Genomic DNA, 18609 nt, shown 5'->3' on the forward strand with positions numbered 1-18609 from the left:
ATTTCTAGATTAGATTGTTCCCACCACAATGGTCACATTATCTCCTGCTCCGACTTCATATACAGCTTCCATCAATGATTCAATAACCAACATATCATCATCTGTTGATTGTAATGCAGAGGCAATTACATCATCAGATACATAGCCACTTAATCCATCAGTGCAAAGTAAAATACGATCACCGGGAAGAATAGACTCTACACCACTATCAACCTCTAAGATTTCATCAACACCGACTGCACGAGTTAATAAATTACGTTGAGGGTGATTTAGCATTTCATCCTTTGTAATCTCTCCAGCTGTTAATAATTCTTGTACCATAGAATGATCCGTAGTAATTTGTCGTAAATGACCATCTCTATATACATACAAACGACTATCACCAACACTTGCCCAGTAAAGTTGATTACCATTTATAGCTGTAACTACAGCGGTAGTACCCATACCAGCAAGTCGTTCTTCACAAGCAACGCGATTTACAATACGTTGATTAGCGTGAATGATAGCATCACATAAGTCTTGTTGACCTATCGTTTCAAGGGAGGACAAATATTCTTTTATTTCATCTACAGCATAGGTACTTGCGATTTCACCACCGCTATAACCACCCATGCCATCAGTAACAGCACAAATATGGCCATCAATGAAAAAACGGTCCTCGTTACGCTGGCGTACAAGCCCAATTTTACTTAAACCAACAAAATTATTCATGATTCTCCTTTTTCCGACCATGAGCAGCCTTTAACTGTCCACATGCGGCTTGGATTGCATCGCCCATTTCCTTTCGTACCGTTACTGATACGCCATAGGAACTAACGATGTCTTTAAATGTATTCATATTCGTAATAGATGGTTTATATAATTCAATATGTTCATTGCCATTAACTGGGATCAAGTTAACATGACAATTTGGGAAATCTTTACAGATTTTCCCCAAAGCATGAGCATCATCTATAGATGCATTTACAGAATCTATAAGAATATACTCAAAGGTAACACGACGCTGTGTCGTATTATAATAGTATTTTACCGCATCTAATACTTCCGTCAATTCATAACGTGCCCCAACGGGCATAATACTACGACGAACTTCATTATTTGTAGCATGTAATGAAAGTGCTAAGGTAATTGGCAAACCTTCATCAGCTAATTTATAAATATTAGGAACCCAACCACAAGTGGAAATCGTCATCTTACGATAACTAATATTACAAATTATAGGATCATGTAGTAGTTGTAATGCTTGTAATACATTATCATAATTTTGTAAAGGCTCCCCTGCGCCCATAACGACAACAGAGTGTATTTCCTCTTTAGTAAGAGCCCCAAATATGACAACTTGTCCAATAATCTCAGCGATTGTTAAATCTCTGTATAAGCCACCTTGTGTAGAAGCACAGAATACACATCCCATAGCACACCCCACTTGAGAGGAAACACATACAGAATACCCATAGTGTTGCTCCATCAAAACTGCTTCCACACGACTTTGATCTGACATCTCTACAAGTATTTTGCGAGTCTTTCCATCAGGGGCAATAGACTCTGTAATTAATGTAGGTAAAGAAATAACACAATTGTCACCTAGCCATTGACGTAAGTCTTTCGGGAATTGTGTCATGTCTTCAAAATCAAAAATATATCTATGATAGATATAGTCAATTAATTGTTTCGCTCGAAACTTTTGTATATTATGGGTCTTAAAGATAGATTGTAATTCTTCTAAAGACTTACCCAATAATTCTATCATGGTGCTCCATTTCTTATATTATGATAAGCGTTTCATGCGAGCCATAAAGAAACCATCCATATGATCTCGCGGTGGATAGGTTGTAATCATACCATCTATAGCTTGTGGTGCCCCTTTATATGATACAGGATCGATGATAAAGTTCTTATGAATTGCCAAGAATTTATTTAGAACAGCTTCATTTTCACCACTATTCATAGTACATGTGGAATATACTAAATATCCATTAACCTTAACCATTTCAGAGGCTTTTTCTAATATTTCAAGTTGTAACGGCGGCAACTCAATAAGTAAAGACTCTGTTTTACGCCAACGCATGTCTAATTTCTTTTGTAATATACCTAGACCAGAACAAGGAGCATCAACTAAGACGCGATCAAATTGTTCTTTCCAATTATCAGGAAGATAACGACCATCTTGAAGCTTAGTAGAAATAATAGATACACCTAATCGCTCAGCATTTTGATTAATCAGTTCTAATTTATGGTCGTAAATATCACAACTCATAATAGCTCCTGTATTATTCATAAGACTTGCCATATGCATAGACTTGCCACCTGGTGCAGCACAACAGTCTAAGATATGCTCTCCTTGTTGAGGATCTACCACATGGGCTACTAACATAGATGCTTTATCCATAAAAGTAATATGACCTTCTAAAACAGGTTTAGCTTTTTCTAAATGACCTTGATGTCCATCAATATAAACTACTTCAGGAATATATGTATCCTGTTCTACAATCCAATCTAAATCTTCTAATTCTTTTAAACAATCCTCAATAGATACTTTCACTGTATTTATGCGAGCCGTCAAACGAGGTTGTTCATTAAACCAAGAACAAAGATCTACGGTCTTATCTTTTCCCATTTCTTTTATCCATAAGTTGACAAGCCATAATGGTTGATTGTAGATAAAGGAAATTTCTTCAGCTTCGGACTTAGCTAATTCACCGATAGAAATGCTATTACTTTCACGTAAAACCGAACGTAAAACAGCATTTACAAAACCAGATAAACCTCTAGTTAGCTTTTTGGCGAGTTTAACAGATTCGTTAACAGCCGCACTTTCAGGAACCTTATCCATATAGATAATTTGATAAATACCAAGTCTAAGAATTTCCACAACCATAGAAGATAGTTTCTTTAAGGGTCGCTTTGCAAAGTGAACAATAATAGCATCCAAGTAATTTTTTCTACGAATGACTCCATATACAAGTTCAGTAAAGAATCTTCGATCTAAATCGGATAGATGATATTTCTGTAAATACTCTTGCAACTTTATATTTGCATAAGCACCATTGCGATTAATTTCACTCAATGCTTTTACAGCGAGCAATCGAATATTTTGTTGTTGATTAGTCTTTACCTCTATCATTACTATTCCTACCAATCAATTGTTCTACTACTGCTCGAACACGTTCAGAATCGACTGTTGTATTACAACATGGCCCATTAGGACGTTCATTTAATACCCCAATAACTGGGATGGGAAATACATCAGCCATTCCACTTGCTAAATCTCGTTCGCAAGCTATTGCTACAATAGCTTTTGGGCGTGCTTCCTTTACCTTCATCCGCGCTAAGGTGCCTCCAGTGACAACTATAAATTGACAACCATAGTCCTTAGCCACTTGCAACAAATTACCAACCTGGCATCGCCCACACTGCTTACAATTATATACATCATGTGTAACCTTATGAACACACGAACTTTCTTGTAAACAGTGAGGAGTTAATAATAATATACGTTCTGGATCTACCGTATACATATCTAGCATTACTAAATGATTGATTAAATCAATCATAGACTGGCGGAGTTGATCCTTAGTAACCCCTCTCACCTTACCAATCGCCAAAGTTAATGGAAATAATCCATAAATAAACTGATTGGCTAGTCTTAAAACAATAGGATGTAACCTTATAATACCTGTGCTAGCAACAATTAAAGATAAGCACAAAATCCATATAATAGCAATAAGTATAGATATAACTACACTACTTATAATTGATGCAAATGGATGCAATTGTAAAAGTCCTGGTTCTAATATATACATTAGAAAGGCTAGTACTGCTGTGAGCAAAGCACATGTAATAGTTGATAAAATCAAGTATAACGGATACGTTTCGTACTGCTTATATTGAGTCCCCAAAAACGATACCTTCCTTTATTTGATGACCATTTATAAAATCAATTGCAGAAATGCGTTTTTTATTTTCTGGTTGGACTTCTGTTAATAGAATTATATTTCCATCACCACAAAATACACCTAAACCGGCTATTTTAGATACGATTGTACCAGGCACAGTTGTGGCTGATATAGCAATTGGTACATGTTTACCATGGACATCTATCAAACAGTGAGTCGTATCACTGGGAACCACTTCTCCAGACCATACTTTTAAACGTTTTCCATCGAGATATGTATAACATCCAGGTGCTGGATTAAGTCCTCTAATGAGATTTGCAATTTCATTAGCCGGCTTAGACCAGTCGATCTGCCCCATTTCCTTTGTAATCTTAGTAGTATGTGTAGCCATTGAATCATCTTGTGGTGTAGCCACAATTTCTCCATTAACCCAACGAGTTAATACAGGCACTATAGTTTCACCCCCCAGTACAGCTATACGTTCAAATAACTGTCCTGTCGTTTCACCGGGTAAAATATCTATCTCCACAATGTCAATGATATCACCTGTATCAAGGCCATCATCCATATGCATTATGGTAACACCCGTTTTAGAGTCTCCATTAAGAATTGCATAATGAATTGGCGCAGCGCCTCTATAACTAGGTAAAATAGAGGCATGAACATTAATACAACCATATTGCGGCAATCGAATAAGCCAAGGAGGTAATATTTTACCATACGCAATAACAATCACTACATCTGGTTGTAATGCTTCTAATTCGGCTCTCACTTGTTCATCACGCAAAGTGACTGGTTGATATACAGGCAAGTCATGCTCTAAAGCAGCTACTTTTACAGGGGGCATTTGAACTTGTTTACCACGCCCTTTTTGTTTATCAGGCTGGCAATACACACCGACAATAGAATGACCAGCTTGAATCAAAGCCTCTAAGGTAGGCACAGAAAAGTCTGGTGTCCCCATAAAAACGATGCGTAATTGTTTATTATCAGACAATTTCTTTCTCCTCTGGATGATCAGTAATTAATCGTAAGTTAGTTGCTTTTTCAATAAACAAATGACCTTCCAAGTGATCAATTTCATGTTGGAAAATACGCGCCAAAAAACCTTCAGCTTTTATAGTTACCTTCTTATTATGTGGATCAATACCTTTAACAGTGACTTTATTAAATCGTTCCACATCTCCGAAATATCCTGGCACACTTAAGCATCCTTCAGGTCCAACTTGAGAACCTTCAGCATGAGTGATTTCAGGGTTAATTAGCGCAATAAGACCACTACCAGATTGGTCATCTACAACGATAATACGTTTAGCTACAGCCACTTGAGGTGCTGCAAGACCAACCCCTTCAGTCTTATACATAGTTTCAGCCATATCATCGATAAGGGCTCTAAGTTTTTTATTAACATGTTCTACAGGTTCCGCCACTTGTTTTAAAACGGGATGACCTGCTTTCACAACATCTAATACAGCCATTGATACTCCTACACTACACGGGATCCACGTCAATCAGCAGTCCTTCTTGCGTGAAAATCCATGAGTTATATATATATTCTTTCAAATTCGTTAAATCTGTACCGCGAATCATAATAGCTAAACGATACATATCGCGCACTTTTTTTATAGGCGCTTCATAAGGACCATTAATCAAAATATCCTGATTTCCTTTATAAGACTCCAAGTCATCGACAATACGATTTGCTATAGACTCTAATGTTTTCATATCTTGATGACGCACAACCATATGAATCATTTCGCGAAATGGAGGATATCCTAAAGCTTTACGGTTTTGAATTTCTTCATTGTAAAAGCCTATATAATCATGAGCCTTACTCTTTATTATAGCATAATTTAAAGGATTATATGTTTGTATTACAACGCTACCCGGTTTTTCACCCCTACCGGCACGTCCAGAGGTTTGAGTAAGTAAATCAAAAGTTCGTTCTGAAGCTGTATAAACAGGAATATTCAAAACTGAATCGGCTGTTAAAATACCAACAGCTGTTACATCTTTAAAGTCATGTCCTTTAGATACCATTTGTGTTCCCAACAAAATATCATATTTATGAGCCCCAAAGTCATGTAAAATATCTTCTGCTAATTGCTTATTTTTTGTCACATCTTGATCAAGACGAGCAATGCGGGCCGATTTAAAGTGACGACGTAACTCTTCCTCTACCTTTTGTGTGCCTGAACCAAAAAACTTAATCCTCTTACTATTACATTTGGGACAAACAGTTGGAATTGGTTCATGATGTTCACAATAATGACAACGCAATTCTTCACCAGCTTGGTGATAAACCATAGCTACATCACAATGAGGACACATAATAGTTTCCCCACAATCCCGGCACATAACAAAAGTACTATAACCGCGTCTATTTAACAGAATAATCATTTGATTATGCTCATCTAATGTATGTTGAATTAAGCGACTCATGGCATCAGAAAAAACGGAGTAATTTCCATGAAGAATTTCTTCCTTCATATCTACTATAGTAACCTTCGGCATAGGTTGCTCAAAAATGCGATTTGGCAATTCTAGTAAATGATACTCCCCTTGCTTAGCTTTATAGTACGAAGTAACAGATGGTGTAGCAGAACCTAAAATAACGGGACAACCATGTGGCTCAGCACGCCACAATGCCACGTTACGTGCATGATACCGAACCATATCCTCTTGTTTATAAGATGGATCATGTTCTTCATCGACCACAATAAGGCCGATATCCTCAGCTGGCGCAAATACGGCAGAACGAGCGCCAATAATAATGTGACTATCCTTACGGCGCAAACGCTCCCAATTATTGTTCCGTTGTTGTACCGTCAATTTACTATGAAATACTACGACTTCGTCACCAAAAGTTTCTACAAATCGTTTCACAATTTGATCAGTCAATATAATTTCAGGTACTAAAATAATAGCCGTCTTATCCTGACTAATACATCTTGCTGTAGCACGTAAATATAATTGAGTCTTACCACTACCAGTGACACCATGAAGTAAAAAGGTTTTATGTTCATGGCTATTCATTGCATCTTGTATTGGTCCATATACAGCTTGTTGAGCTTCAGTAAGAGGAATATTAACTTCTTCTGTTAAAAGCTCATCAAATGTTGTTTTTGTGGCTTTAAAACGAGCTTCAACGACAATACCTTTAGCTTCACTCACTTGCTTAATGACCATACGAGAATAGCCTTTAGCTAGTAGTAATGCCTTAGATGCTCCGCCCACTTCAAGTAAGTATTTTGCTAATTCTCGTTGCTTCTTTTTTCGTTCACTAAATTGTGCCACCGAAAATTCTGGCATGACTACTAACCATTCTTCCTTTGGTGCCTCGTAAGATTTTAATGTCTTATTCACTGTAAACAATCGCAATGCATCGCCATAAGAGAATAAATAATACTCATTTAGACGGCGGGCCGTATCCATCATTTCCGGTGTAAACCAAGGTTCGCTATCTAATACTTGCACAATATTTCGTAAAGTGAACTCTGGTGGCTCAACTAACTCGTCGTAACCAATAAGAATGCCTTCTTCACGACTATGTCCTAAAGGAATGAGTACGCGCGTACCAGGTAAGACATTACCAAACTTTTCAGGCATTAAATAGCTCAAAGGTTTATGAAGTTGTTTGGCCGGTCTGTTAATTATAACTTGTGCTACGCGCATACATTTTTTCCTTTCGTTTATTATAAAAGGTCTCAGTAGAAATTCTACCAAGACCTTTTGTATTATAAGCCAGCTTCTTCTTTTAGAATTTGTGCTTTATCTGTACGTTCCCAAGGTAAATCCACATCAGTTCTACCAAAGTGACCATACGCTGCAGTTTTGCGATAATGAGGCTTTAACAAATCAAGCATTTCAATGATTCCTGCTGGACGAAGGTCGAAATGTTTTTTAACAAGCTCTTGAATTTTTGTTTCCTCTATGCGACCTGTACCAAAAGTATCAACTAAAATAGATACAGGATGAGCAACCCCAATTGCATAAGCAACTTGCACTTCACATTTATCAGCAAGACCTGCTGCTACAACATTTTTAGCTACATAACGCGCTGCGTATGCTGCAGAACGGTCCACCTTAGATGGATCCTTACCAGAAAATGCACCGCCACCATGACGGGCCATACCACCGTATGTATCTACAATAATTTTACGGCCAGTTAAACCAGCATCTCCATGAGGTCCTCCAATTACGAAACGACCAGTTGGATTGATGAAGTATTTAGTATTTTCATCAACGAATTCAGCAGGCAACGCTGCGTCAATTACATAACGCTTCAAATCGGCTTTAATTTGTTCTTGGGTAACTTCAGGGCTATGTTGCGTAGAAATAACAATTGTATCAATGCGCTTAGGTTTACCATCAACATATTCTACAGTAACTTGAGTCTTACCGTCTGGACGTAAGTAAGTTAAGGTCCCATCCTTACGAACTTCTGTAAGTCGACGAGATAAACGATGTGCCAAGGAAATTGGCAAAGGCATGAGTTCAGGTGTTTCATTAGATGCATAGCCAAACATCATACCTTGGTCACCAGCACCGATTTTATCAAGCACTTCACCATTGCCATCTTTTGATTCAAGTGCTTCATCAACACCCATGGCGATATCCGCAGATTGTTCATCGATGGATACAAGTACACCACAAGTATCACAATCAAAACCAAATTTTGCACGAGTATAACCAATTTCACGAATTGTATCACGTACGATGCGAGGAATATCTACATATGTGTGAGTAGAAATTTCACCTACTACATGAACTAAACCAGTAGTAACTAAAGTTTCACAAGCCACACGAGCAGTTGGATCCTTTTCAATAATCGCATCCAAAACAGCATCAGAAATTTGGTCAGCTATTTTATCTGGATGGCCTTCAGTAACAGATTCAGAAGTAAAAAACATATGTTTTTCAGCCATTTTATCCTCCTAATACGAAAAAAAGTCTCTCATGCACTCATGAGAGACCCTCCCATCTAACGACATTTGTCATAGGAATTAGCACCTTTTCCGCTTGGAATGGTTGCTGTAGCTTCACAGGGCCTATCCCTCCACTACTCTTGATGAGTTACAGAAATATTATAGTGTATTTACAGTGAGAAAGCAAGTCATTATTATACCTCTCTTGCCTCTTTTAAAGCTAAATCATGTTCAGCCTTATGAAGGGCACTTTCAAACTGACGATACATATGATGACGGCCCAGAATATCCAAGAAATTAGATTTATACATCTCTCTACGTATATCGTAACTCACATCACTAAGCAAAACTTCTATGCCTCTTTTTTGAAGTTCTTCAATAATACCTCGTAAAATACGTAAACCCGTTAAATCTACAAATGGTACTTTTACAAAACGAATGATTAAATATTTAGGATCTTTATGTATAGAGTTTAACGCTCTATCAAATGCACTTATAGCACCAAAGAATAATGGGCCTTCTACAGTGTATACCATTATTTCTGGATGGATTGTAATCTCATGCCTAATCTGTGCTGATAATTCGGCACTACTTGCTTCATGCACATCAATTGTATTAACCATTTTGCGCATAAACTGCAACACTGCAAGTACTACACCTACATTTACAGCTACTACTAAATCCGTAAAAATAGTCAGGAAAAAGGTAAGCAATAATATTATTTGATCTGGACGAGGTGCGAGAATAAGCATTCGTATAAAACGTGGTACATCACTCATATTGTAGGCTACTACAAATAATATGGCTGCCATAGATGCCAACGGAATATACACTGCATATGGGGCTAAAAATAAAAGAATGGCACCTAATGTAATGGCATGAACAATACCTGCCACCGGAGAATTACCACCTTGACGAATATTTGTAGCAGTTCGCGCAATAGCACCGGTTGATGCAATTCCACCAAACAATGGCGCAAATATATTAGCTAATCCTTGTCCAAATAATTCAGTATTAGATTCATGCTTGGTGCCACTCATACCATCAGCAACAACTGCAGACAATAAGGATTCAATAGCGCCTAGCATGGCAATTGTAAAAGCCGGCCCGATTAAAGATAAGATTTTATCAAAGCTCAATTTTGGTATAGAAAATTCTGGCAAACCTTGAGGTATACCACCAAATGCACTACCAATGGTTAAAACCGTAGGAAATTGGTAGATAGCTTGAATAACCGTAGCAACAATCATAGCTACAATGGGAGCTGGAACTTTATTAATATATGGGATTTTAGGTAAAACTAACAGTAGACTTAAGCTTAAGAGCGCAATCCCCAATGTAGGTAAGTCAGAGTATGGTAAGGACTGAATCATAGCCCATAATTTTTCATGGAAATGAGCCATATAAGGCAACGGTGGAAATCCAAAGAAATATGGCCATTGCCCTACCCAAATTGTAACACCAATACCTGCTGTAAAACCCATAATAACAGGTGTGGGTATAAACCGAATGACTGTCCCTAACTTTGCAACGCTCATTAAAACCAGAATAATCCCTGCCATCATGGTCGCAATTTGTAAACCTTCAAAGCCATAATTGACAACGATACTGCTCAATAGAACGATAAATGCCCCTGTAGGGCCCGCAATCTGAACAGGGGAGCCACCAAACAAGGATACAAATATACCTGCAATGATTGCCGTATAAATGCCCGCTTGCGGTGTAACTCCACTAGCAATAGCAAAGGCCATTGCTAAAGGCAGAGCCACTACCCCTACGACCAATCCAGCAATAATATTGTTACTCCATTTTCCTTTTCCTAATGAGCCGTCTAAATATGCTTTTTGTATAGCAAACATGTAAGAAAAACACACCCTTCTTAAAACAACACACACAAGAATTAATTTATGTCAGCTTTGTTTGCTACTAAATCAATAACTTCTCTAAGGATATGTCGAGCAAGTTCAGATTTTTTCATATTAGGCATTTCTTTAGGCTCTTTATCGGGATATAAAAAATAGCCTTCATTCGTATCTACATTAAAACCTGCATTCGATTTGCTTACATCATTGGCCACAAGCATATCTAGATTTTTTCTAGCCACTTTATCCTGACCATACTTGATTACATGTTCTGTTTCTGCCGCAAAACCAACAAGAATTTGATGATTTTTTTTAGAGCCCAACCCTTGTAGAATATCTGGATTTTTTACAAGTTCTATGGTCATAGACTCCATTTTCTTTATTTTTTGCTCTGCTTTATGAAGGACTCTAAAATCAGAAACAGCGGCAGCCATAATAACTACATTAACATCATTATAACGAGCTTCAACAGCCTCCTGCATAGATACCGCAGAATCTACAGAAATAAAGTCTACGCCACTTGGTATAGGCAAGGATGTGGGAGCACTTACTAATATCACTTTAGCCCCCATGCGTACAGCCTGTTCTGCAATGGCATATCCCATCTTACCGCTAGAACGATTTCCAATATACCGAACAGGATCAATACTCTCCTGTGTTCCGCCAGCTGTAACAAGTATAGTAGTACCTTCAAGCTCATTGGTGCTGCACATTTTAGATTCTAGCCAATCCACAATTGCTTCGGGCTCCGGTAAACGTCCTACACCAGTGATGCCACAAGCTAACCAACCTTCTGCAGGGTCCATAATATGGTAGCCCAAAGAACGTAATCCTTCTAAATTGCGTTGAGTAATAGGATTATTATACATTTCTGTATTCATAGCAGGACAAAGGTACTTAGGTGCTTTGGTAGCCATAATTGTTGTAGTTAACATATCATCAGCAATGCCTGCATAAATTTTTCCGATCACATTTGCTGTTGCAGGCACAACTACATATGCATCTGCCCAAGTGGCCAGTGCAATATGTTCTACATCCCACTGATGAACTTGTTCAAACATGTCTAGAGCTACAGGATGTCCACTGATTTCGCCAAATGTTAAAGGTGACGCAATATGCGTTGCATTTTGTGTCATTACAACCTTTACTTCAGCCCCTTTTTTACGAAGTCTGCTTACCACTTCAATTGCCTTATACGCTGCAATACCTGCAGATACTGCGACAATGATATGTTTTCCGCGCATGTTCTTCTCCTTTTAAAAATTCCTTGTATCAATGATACAAGGAATTGATTTTTTATTTAATGCCTTCTTTAGTGCGTTTATATGTCACTTCACCTTCAGCAATTTCATAAAATGCCAAAGATACAGGCTTGTCAGTCGCATGTGTAGATTCTGCTAAGCAAGGTTCGCCATCTGTTAATTCGCGAGCGCGTTTAGCCGCTAAAGTCACCAATGTATATTTGCTATCTACTTGGCTTTCCAATTTTTTTAATGGAGGTTTTACCATCATACTATCACTTCTCCTTAGACTCTTGATATTGTTTATAAATATATTGAATTTGCTCTTTATTACGACTAATCTTACAAGACTCAGCTCGCAAGATAGAAGCAACCTTTTCAGAAGCCTCTGCTAAATCATCATTTACAACGATATAGTCATAACGATGAGCTAAGGCCAATTCTGAACAAGCCAATGACAATCGTTTATCAATGACTTCTTTAGCATCTGTGCCACGATTATGTAAACGTTCAGATAACTCAGATAGTGACGGCGGTACAATGTAAATAAATACAGCATCGCTAAAACGTTCCTTAACCTGCATAGCGCCTTGAATATCGATTTCTAATAGTACACTTTTCCCATCATCTAATAAATCCATTACATGTTGTTTTGGAGTACCATAGTAATTATCATATACCTTAGCATATTCTAAGAATGCGTCTTCACTAAGTAAAGACTCAAATTCCTCTTTAGAGCGGAAGAAATAGTTAATTCCTTCCTTTTCACCCACACGTGGAGCACGGGTTGTCATAGAAACGGAATAAACTAAATTAGGCATTTCTTTACGAATATTCGCACAAATCGTACCCTTACCTGCGCCAGATGGCCCGGATATAACGATTAATAATCCTCTGTCTGACATATGCACTCCTATGATTCCACTGTATCTACATCCACATCATGTTGCACAAGTCGATGTGCTACGGTTTCAGGTTGAATTGCAGATAATACAATTTGACCACTATCCATAACTAATACAGCACGTGTCTTACGACCATATGTGGCATCAATGAGCAATCCCTTGTCTCTAGCATCTTGAACCATCCGCTTTATAGGGGCGGATTCAGGACTAATAATAGCCATAACACGGTTAGCAGATACCATATTACCAAAGCCTATATTCAGTAATTGAATACTCATTCATAGACCTCCTATTACTCTACATTCTGTACTTGTTCTCTAATTTTCTCTAACTCACATTTAAGTTGAACCACAAGCTCAGTAATAATCGAATCCATTGCTTTGGATCCGATTGTATTTACTTCACGATTCATTTCTTGCAAAATAAAATCGACCTTACGACCGATTGAGTTTGTATCTGCAAGTGTATTTCTTAATTGTACCACATGAGAGGTAAATCGGACAATCTCTTCCGTAATATCCGTCTTATCAGCTAATAGAGCAATCTCTTGTATAAAACGATCCTCACTAATACTCGCTTCTAAAGAAACTAAATATTCCTGAATTTTAGTTTTTATGTGTTCGCGATATGCTTCTACAGCACCAGATTTATTAGTGTCAATTTTAGTAATGATCTTTTCAAGTGTATCGATACGATCTAATAAATCCTGCTTGATATGTTGACCTTCCGCAGTTCGCATTGCTATTAAAGCATCTAATGCTTGAGTCGTAGCTTCTTTCACAATATCTAATAGAACATCTTCTGCAATTGGTGTATCTTGTTGTTGAACCCATTCGGTAGAAATCGAATTTACAGCTTGTAAAGGTACCTTTTTTGAATCATCATAGAATTCTTCTTGTACCAACAACTCTTGTATTTGTTTTCTCAATACACTATTAATAGTAAAAGTTTTAGGTCGCTCCCCTGCATCTAAAATAGAAACTGATACCTCAACCTTACCACGAGTAATACGATCTTGTATCATTCCACGAATAGTACTTTCAAAAGGATTCATTTGTTTTGGACTACGAATAAACAGATCCAAGAAGCGAGCGTTTACGGACTTAATTTCTACCGTACAGGTAATGCCATCTTTGGTTGCTGTGCCAGAACCAAAACCGGTCATACTTTTCATAAATCATCCTCCTTAGTAGTTTTTATTATTGTACCACGAATTACACAATCCGTGTTTAAATACTAAGAATTATATGTACACTATGGTATACTAAACTATACTTCTAAATATATTTGAAAGGAGTACTATGAATTTAGACGGACTTACCATGTCTGTACTCGCTAAAGAATTAAACGAGCGACTACAAACAGGTCAAATACAAAAACTATATCAAATAGATAAAACTACATTATTATTTAAAGTTCGAGCACTTAACGAAGACCAAAACTTAATTATTACCGTAGGTGCCACACCAGCAATGTATCTTAGCCAACCACTTCAAGATCTACCAAAAGAACCAAGCTCACTTTGCATGTTCTTACGAAAGCATATTGAAGGTAGCCGCATCGTAAAGGTGGAACAAATCAACGGTGACCGTATCATGTGTATCCAAACGGATAAACTAGAAATGGACGGTTCTATTACGAGTACATATATTTATATTGAATTAATGGGCAAATATTCCAACTGTATCTTCGTACAAGACGGTATTATTTTAGAATCCTTAATTCACGTCTCCCCTCTCATGAACCGTGAACGTATTATTAGTCCAAAAATACAGTATGATTTACCACCTAATGCTAATCGCGTAAGTTTAATGGACTTTGATAATAATGAAATAAAAAATCTACTTACTTCCTTTGGTAATGGCTCTGTGCAGCAATCTATTCGAGCTATCTTTAACGGTTTTGGTAAACCTTTATTGGATGAGCTTTTATATATTTCCAAATTAAGTGGTGAAGAAATCATAACTGATTTAGATACTTCTCAACTAGATACACTTGCTAAAGCCTTGTACGACCTCAAGGTAAAACTCGAAAATAGCAAAGGTTTATTTACTTTAGTCAACGATAACAATAAAAAAGCTTACACAAGTATTTTATTACATAACTATAAGGTATTAAAAGAATACAACACTATTTCTGAAGCCTTAGAGGAATCTATTCATAATACAAAGGCAATTTATACAGCTGATAAAGAGTTAGAAAAAATCTTAACAGCAGCCATCAAAAAGGAAGAAGGTCGCCATCAAAAGATCAAAGATGAATTAGAAGATACTAAGAAAATGGAAACCTATAAATTATATGGTGATCTTCTAATGATAAATGCACACCTTCAAGTGCAATATGAGCCTTCTATTGAATTACAAAATCTTCTTTCCGAAGAAAATGAAATGTTAACGATTCCTTTAAAGCCAAACTTAACGATTGTTGAAAATGCACAATGGTATTATAAGCTTTATACAAAACTAAAAAATCGTATGGTTAGTGGCGAGTTCCAACTCAATGCTAGTACTACAAAACTAGCATACTTACAATCTATTCTGTACAGCATCTCTTTAGCCACAACTCGTGAAAGCTTAGAAGAAATACGCAAAGAATGCATGGATGCAGGTATCATAAAAAAATCAAAAAAACCACTATCTTACAAGCTTGGCAAATCTAACTACATTCACTTAACAATTGATGAAGGTGAAATATTCATCGGTCGTAACAATCAACAAAACGAATATTTAACACACCGATTTGCAAAGCCAACTGACATTTGGTTCCATACACAGGATATCCAAGGTTCGCACCTTATTTTAAGACTCAATGTTGAGCCAGACGATATGATTCTATCTAAAGTAGCTCAATATGCAGCCTACTTCAGTAAAGCTCGTGATACTAGTAAGGTCCCGGTAGATTATACATACATTAAAAATATCAAAAAGCCACCTGGATCTCCTTTGGGATTTGTTATTTTTAATACCCATCAAACTATGATTGTGGAGCCGAAAAAGCCAGAAAACTATAGAGAATGATAAAAGCGAAGGTATCCCTTCGCTTTTATTTTTGGTTTATTATTTCGCTCACATTATTTTTTACATATTGATCTGAAAATTGATATTACTTATCTTAAGTTTTCTATGGAATTTAAAATATAAAAAAAGAGGCTAGATATAATATGATATCTAGCCTTTGTTTAAACTATTGGTTTTCTTCTGTACGTTGTTCAGTTTGTTTCAAACTTTCACGATTTTGACGCAAGCTTTCCAATGTTTTTTCCAAGTTGTTTTCAACATATTTAAGAACATCACCAGCATATTGAATAGAACTAGCTTTCAACTCATCAGAGGATTGATTTGCTGCATTAATAATTTGATTCGCTTGTTCTTGAGCTTGTTTTACAAGTTCACTTTCAGCTGTCAATTTAGCAATGTAGTCTTTAGCTTGATCAATCAAAGTTTCAGCCTGACGTTGAGCATCAGCTAACACTTTATCTTTATCTGCTACAATACGACGAGATTCTTCAAGTTCCAAAGGTAAGGATTCCTGAATAGAATCAATAATACGCATAATTTCGTCTTCCTCAACCATACGTTTTGTAGTCATAGGAATACGGCTGCTAGATTCAATAAGAACCTCTAAATCTTCTAATAATTTTTCTGTTTTCATACAATTCACCCCTATTTATTATGGACCGTATTAAAGCGTTCTTCAAGTTTTTCCTTAACATCATCCGGAACAAGACCATCTAGCTTACCACCAAATTTAGCTAGTTCACGAATACCCGTGGAGCTGACAAAAGAGTATTTGTTATTTGTCATAATAAATACTGTTTCAATGTCATCATCCAAATATTTTGCAAATAATGCGCGCTGAAATTCATATTCAAAGTCGCTCAATGCACGTAATCCTCGAATAATAATAGTAGCATTCTTGGATTTAACATACTCATTGAGTAAGCCACCTGTACAATCAATTTCAACATTAGGAATATGTTTGACAGAATTTCGAATCATCTCAACCCGTTCTTCCATAGAAAATAAGGAATTTTTATTCGGATTTGAGCTGACAGCAATGATTAATTTATCAACCAATCGGCTGCCCCGTTCAAAAATATCAACATGTCCATTAGTAACTGGGTCAAAACTACCCGGACATACACCTATACGCACAGGTTTAGCTCCTTTCGGCTGTCTTTACAAAATAGGAAACCAACGTATAACCAAATTTCTGTTCTTTTATACATTCCCATGATTCTGGTAAGGTAAAAACCTCATCCTTATGATGTTCTAATAATAAAACACCTTCAGGTTTTAACAAATCATAGTTCACAACCAAATCTATGGTATCTTGTATAAATCCATTTTCATATGGCGGGTCAGAAAATATATAATCGAACTGTCGCCCTACTATATAATTTTTTAATTGTGAAAGTTTCCTCGGAATAATTTCTAACCGATCATCCACACGACAATGTTTAGCATTCTCTAAAATTAGTTTTCCCGTTTTAAAGTCCACTGCTACTGCATGTGCTGCACCACGACTTAAGGCTTCAATTGCTACTGCACCAGTGCCAGAAAATATATCTAGTATATCAGAACCAAATATACCTTTATTGGCTAATACATTAAATACACTTTCACGAACACGATCAAGTGTAGGCCTAGTATCTAATCCTTTAGGTGCTTTTATAGCATGTCCCTTAGCAGTTCCGCCAATAATTCGCATACAACCCTCACAAGATTATACTCATTAATTATAGTATATAAATAACCAAATTAAAAGTATCTTTTATTTATGATACTTCAATTTTAATATCACGCCCCATCAACTCAGCTAATGCTATGGATGGAGATTTTTTTTCGTATAAAACCTCATATAAAGCCTTCGTTATAGGCATTTCAATTTGATGTTTACAAGCCATTGTATAAATAATTTCTGTTGCGAAAAATCCTTCTACAACCATATTAGTATGATTAACAATAAAATCCATAGTCTTACCCTCGGCTAGTTTTTGACCAGCCGCACGGTTACGACCATGTGGGCTCATACAAGTAGCAATCAAATCCCCCATACCAGCAAGACCAGCATAGGTTTCTTTTTGGGCCCCTAAGGCCACCCCAAAGCGAGTCATCTCATGAAGACCACGTGTTAATAGTAAAGCCTTACAATTATCCCCTAAAGCTAAACCATCTGCAATACCAGCTGCAAGGGCAATGATGTTTTTCGTGGCTCCTGCTAGTTCAACACCAATCATATCAGTATTTGCATAAATTCTAAAATTTTGACTACATAATGCCTTTTGCAATGTTGTAGCTACCTCTAGGCTTTCAGTACTCAGCACAGATGCAGCAGGTAAGTTGCGACCAACCTCTTCTGCATGATTAGGTCCAGACAAAACCGCTAAATTACACCCTATGGTAGCAAGAACCTCTTTCATCACAGTCGTCAAAAGTTTGCCACTGGTTCGTTCTACACCTTTTGAACATAGAATATAGGCTTGATTTTTATGAGCATACGGTTTAATAGCCTCTAAACTGGTACGTACATGTACAGAAGGAGTAACCATTAATACCACTTCGGCATTACTAATACAGGCCTCTAAATCAGAACTATATTGTAATTCTTCTGGAAGTTTTACACCTGGTAAATAGTCTTTATTCTCTAAGTCTTTTGCAAGTTTATCTGCAAATTCTGGACGACGACAATATATAGTTGTAGTATTTCCAGCTAAAACGGATTTAATAGCAAGGGCCGTCCCCCAACTACCAGAGCCGATAACAACAACATTCATT

19 protein-coding genes and 1 riboswitch are annotated in these 18609 nt (G+C 36.9%); of the genes, 1 reads left to right on the plus strand and 18 read right to left on the minus strand.

Annotated elements, in window-relative coordinates:
- Nucleotides 1-9: 9 nt before the first annotated feature.
- From ACLRYO_RS02675 to ACLRYO_RS02740, 14 genes are all read right to left on the minus strand, one after another.
- Nucleotides 10-711 carry a Stp1/IreP family PP2C-type Ser/Thr phosphatase gene (locus tag ACLRYO_RS02675; RefSeq protein WP_004697417.1) on the minus strand — a complete coding sequence of 234 codons (702 nt, stop codon included), beginning with the start codon at nucleotides 709-711 and terminating at the stop codon, nucleotides 10-12.
- Nucleotides 704-1750, minus strand: coding sequence for a 23S rRNA (adenine(2503)-C(2))-methyltransferase RlmN (rlmN, locus tag ACLRYO_RS02680; RefSeq protein ID WP_278618073.1), 1047 nt, complete (start codon nucleotides 1748-1750; stop codon nucleotides 704-706). The genes ACLRYO_RS02675 and rlmN overlap by 8 nt, the downstream gene beginning before the upstream one ends.
- 18 nt (nucleotides 1751-1768) lie before the next feature.
- Nucleotides 1769-3124: a 16S rRNA (cytosine(967)-C(5))-methyltransferase RsmB gene (gene rsmB / locus ACLRYO_RS02685; RefSeq protein WP_278618072.1), complete on the minus strand. Its 1356-nt coding sequence runs from the start codon at nucleotides 3122-3124 to the stop codon at nucleotides 1769-1771.
- The gene (locus ACLRYO_RS02690; RefSeq protein ID WP_004695673.1) at nucleotides 3105-3899 is read right to left on the minus strand and encodes a DUF116 domain-containing protein; all 795 of its coding nucleotides are present in this window, start codon (nucleotides 3897-3899) and stop codon (nucleotides 3105-3107) included. The genes rsmB and ACLRYO_RS02690 overlap by 20 nt, the downstream gene beginning before the upstream one ends.
- Nucleotides 3883-4893: a methionyl-tRNA formyltransferase gene (gene fmt, locus ACLRYO_RS02695; RefSeq protein WP_004695671.1), complete on the minus strand. Its 1011-nt coding sequence runs from the start codon at nucleotides 4891-4893 to the stop codon at nucleotides 3883-3885. The genes ACLRYO_RS02690 and fmt overlap by 17 nt, the downstream gene beginning before the upstream one ends.
- Nucleotides 4886-5374 (minus strand): peptide deformylase, encoded by a 489-nt coding sequence (gene def / locus ACLRYO_RS02700; RefSeq protein WP_004695669.1) that lies wholly within the window; start codon nucleotides 5372-5374, stop codon nucleotides 4886-4888. The genes fmt and def overlap by 8 nt, the downstream gene beginning before the upstream one ends.
- A 13-nt stretch (nucleotides 5375-5387) precedes the next feature.
- A complete protein-coding gene (gene priA / locus ACLRYO_RS02705) occupies nucleotides 5388-7571 on the minus strand; it encodes a primosomal protein N' (RefSeq protein WP_278618071.1) in 2184 nt (727 codons plus the stop codon).
- Nucleotides 7572-7633: 62 nt separating this feature from the next.
- Nucleotides 7634-8824, minus strand: coding sequence for a methionine adenosyltransferase (gene metK / locus ACLRYO_RS02710; protein ID WP_004695665.1), 1191 nt, complete (start codon nucleotides 8822-8824; stop codon nucleotides 7634-7636).
- Nucleotides 8825-8873: 49 nt separating this feature from the next.
- Nucleotides 8874-8974: riboswitch (SAM riboswitch) on the minus strand.
- Between the two features lie 44 nt (nucleotides 8975-9018).
- Nucleotides 9019-10683, minus strand: a complete 1665-nt coding sequence (locus tag ACLRYO_RS02715; protein ID WP_195213233.1) for a SulP family inorganic anion transporter — start codon at nucleotides 10681-10683, stop codon at nucleotides 9019-9021.
- A 41-nt stretch (nucleotides 10684-10724) separates the two neighbouring features.
- Complete coding sequence (coaBC, locus tag ACLRYO_RS02720) at nucleotides 10725-11930, minus strand: bifunctional phosphopantothenoylcysteine decarboxylase/phosphopantothenate--cysteine ligase CoaBC (RefSeq protein WP_004695662.1); 1206 nt, start codon at nucleotides 11928-11930, stop codon at nucleotides 10725-10727.
- A 52-nt stretch (nucleotides 11931-11982) separates the two neighbouring features.
- Complete coding sequence (gene rpoZ, locus ACLRYO_RS02725) at nucleotides 11983-12198, minus strand: DNA-directed RNA polymerase subunit omega (RefSeq protein WP_004695660.1); 216 nt, start codon at nucleotides 12196-12198, stop codon at nucleotides 11983-11985.
- A gap of 4 nt (nucleotides 12199-12202) precedes the next feature.
- Nucleotides 12203-12832 (minus strand): guanylate kinase, encoded by a 630-nt coding sequence (gene gmk / locus ACLRYO_RS02730; protein WP_004695659.1) that lies wholly within the window; start codon nucleotides 12830-12832, stop codon nucleotides 12203-12205.
- Between the two features lie 8 nt (nucleotides 12833-12840).
- Nucleotides 12841-13110, minus strand: coding sequence for an extracellular matrix/biofilm regulator RemA (gene remA / locus ACLRYO_RS02735; protein ID WP_004695657.1), 270 nt, complete (start codon nucleotides 13108-13110; stop codon nucleotides 12841-12843).
- A gap of 14 nt (nucleotides 13111-13124) precedes the next feature.
- On the minus strand, nucleotides 13125-14006 hold the full coding sequence (locus ACLRYO_RS02740; RefSeq protein WP_008600822.1) for a YicC/YloC family endoribonuclease: 882 nt from the start codon (nucleotides 14004-14006) through the stop codon (nucleotides 13125-13127).
- 127 nt (nucleotides 14007-14133) lie between these two features.
- Here ACLRYO_RS02740 and ACLRYO_RS02745 point away from each other — a divergent pair, with 127 nt between their 5' ends.
- Nucleotides 14134-15849 (plus strand): NFACT family protein, encoded by a 1716-nt coding sequence (locus ACLRYO_RS02745; protein WP_205112393.1) that lies wholly within the window; start codon nucleotides 14134-14136, stop codon nucleotides 15847-15849.
- Nucleotides 15850-16015: 166 nt separating this feature from the next.
- Here ACLRYO_RS02745 and ACLRYO_RS02750 read toward each other — a convergent pair whose 3' ends face one another.
- The 4 genes from ACLRYO_RS02750 to ACLRYO_RS02765 form a co-directional block, all read right to left on the minus strand.
- Nucleotides 16016-16483, minus strand: a complete 468-nt coding sequence (locus tag ACLRYO_RS02750) for a hypothetical protein (RefSeq protein ID WP_004693228.1) — start codon at nucleotides 16481-16483, stop codon at nucleotides 16016-16018.
- An 11-nt stretch (nucleotides 16484-16494) separates the two neighbouring features.
- On the minus strand, nucleotides 16495-16986 hold the full coding sequence (gene coaD / locus ACLRYO_RS02755) for a pantetheine-phosphate adenylyltransferase (RefSeq protein ID WP_004693226.1): 492 nt from the start codon (nucleotides 16984-16986) through the stop codon (nucleotides 16495-16497).
- Nucleotides 16987-16990: 4 nt separating this feature from the next.
- Nucleotides 16991-17542 carry a 16S rRNA (guanine(966)-N(2))-methyltransferase RsmD gene (rsmD, locus tag ACLRYO_RS02760; protein ID WP_004693225.1) on the minus strand — a complete coding sequence of 184 codons (552 nt, stop codon included), beginning with the start codon at nucleotides 17540-17542 and terminating at the stop codon, nucleotides 16991-16993.
- Nucleotides 17543-17609: 67 nt separating this feature from the next.
- Nucleotides 17610-18608 carry an NAD(P)H-dependent glycerol-3-phosphate dehydrogenase gene (locus ACLRYO_RS02765; RefSeq protein WP_004693223.1) on the minus strand — a complete coding sequence of 333 codons (999 nt, stop codon included), beginning with the start codon at nucleotides 18606-18608 and terminating at the stop codon, nucleotides 17610-17612.
- Nucleotide 18609: the final 1 nt, after the last annotated feature.

The organism is Veillonella parvula, from assembly GCF_047241225.1.
In the GTDB taxonomy this organism is placed as follows: Bacteria; Bacillota; Negativicutes; order Veillonellales; family Veillonellaceae; genus Veillonella; species Veillonella parvula_O.

Coding starts and splice junctions, on each gene's coding strand:
- ACLRYO_RS02675 (WP_004697417.1), bottom strand. CDS start 711: ATGAATAATTTTGTTGGTTTAAGTAAAATTGGGCTTGTACGCCAGCGT.
- rlmN (WP_278618073.1), bottom strand. CDS start 1,750: ATGATAGAATTATTGGGTAAGTCTTTAGAAGAATTACAATCTATCTTT.
- rsmB (WP_278618072.1), bottom strand. CDS start 3,124: ATGATAGAGGTAAAGACTAATCAACAACAAAATATTCGATTGCTCGCT.
- def (WP_004695669.1), bottom strand. CDS start 5,374: ATGGCTGTATTAGATGTTGTGAAAGCAGGTCATCCCGTTTTAAAACAA.
- priA (WP_278618071.1), bottom strand. CDS start 7,571: ATGCGCGTAGCACAAGTTATAATTAACAGACCGGCCAAACAACTTCAT.
- metK (WP_004695665.1), bottom strand. CDS start 8,824: ATGGCTGAAAAACATATGTTTTTTACTTCTGAATCTGTTACTGAAGGC.
- ACLRYO_RS02715 (WP_195213233.1), bottom strand. CDS start 10,683: ATGTTTGCTATACAAAAAGCATATTTAGACGGCTCATTAGGAAAAGGA.
- coaBC (WP_004695662.1), bottom strand. CDS start 11,930: ATGCGCGGAAAACATATCATTGTCGCAGTATCTGCAGGTATTGCAGCG.
- rpoZ (WP_004695660.1), bottom strand. CDS start 12,198: ATGATGGTAAAACCTCCATTAAAAAAATTGGAAAGCCAAGTAGATAGC.
- gmk (WP_004695659.1), bottom strand. CDS start 12,832: ATGTCAGACAGAGGATTATTAATCGTTATATCCGGGCCATCTGGCGCA.
- remA (WP_004695657.1), bottom strand. CDS start 13,110: ATGAGTATTCAATTACTGAATATAGGCTTTGGTAATATGGTATCTGCT.
- ACLRYO_RS02740 (WP_008600822.1), bottom strand. CDS start 14,006: ATGAAAAGTATGACCGGTTTTGGTTCTGGCACAGCAACCAAAGATGGC.
- ACLRYO_RS02745 (WP_205112393.1), top strand. CDS start 14,134: ATGAATTTAGACGGACTTACCATGTCTGTACTCGCTAAAGAATTAAAC.
- ACLRYO_RS02750 (WP_004693228.1), bottom strand. CDS start 16,483: ATGAAAACAGAAAAATTATTAGAAGATTTAGAGGTTCTTATTGAATCT.
- rsmD (WP_004693225.1), bottom strand. CDS start 17,542: ATGCGAATTATTGGCGGAACTGCTAAGGGACATGCTATAAAAGCACCT.
- ACLRYO_RS02765 (WP_004693223.1), bottom strand. CDS start 18,608: ATGAATGTTGTTGTTATCGGCTCTGGTAGTTGGGGGACGGCCCTTGCT.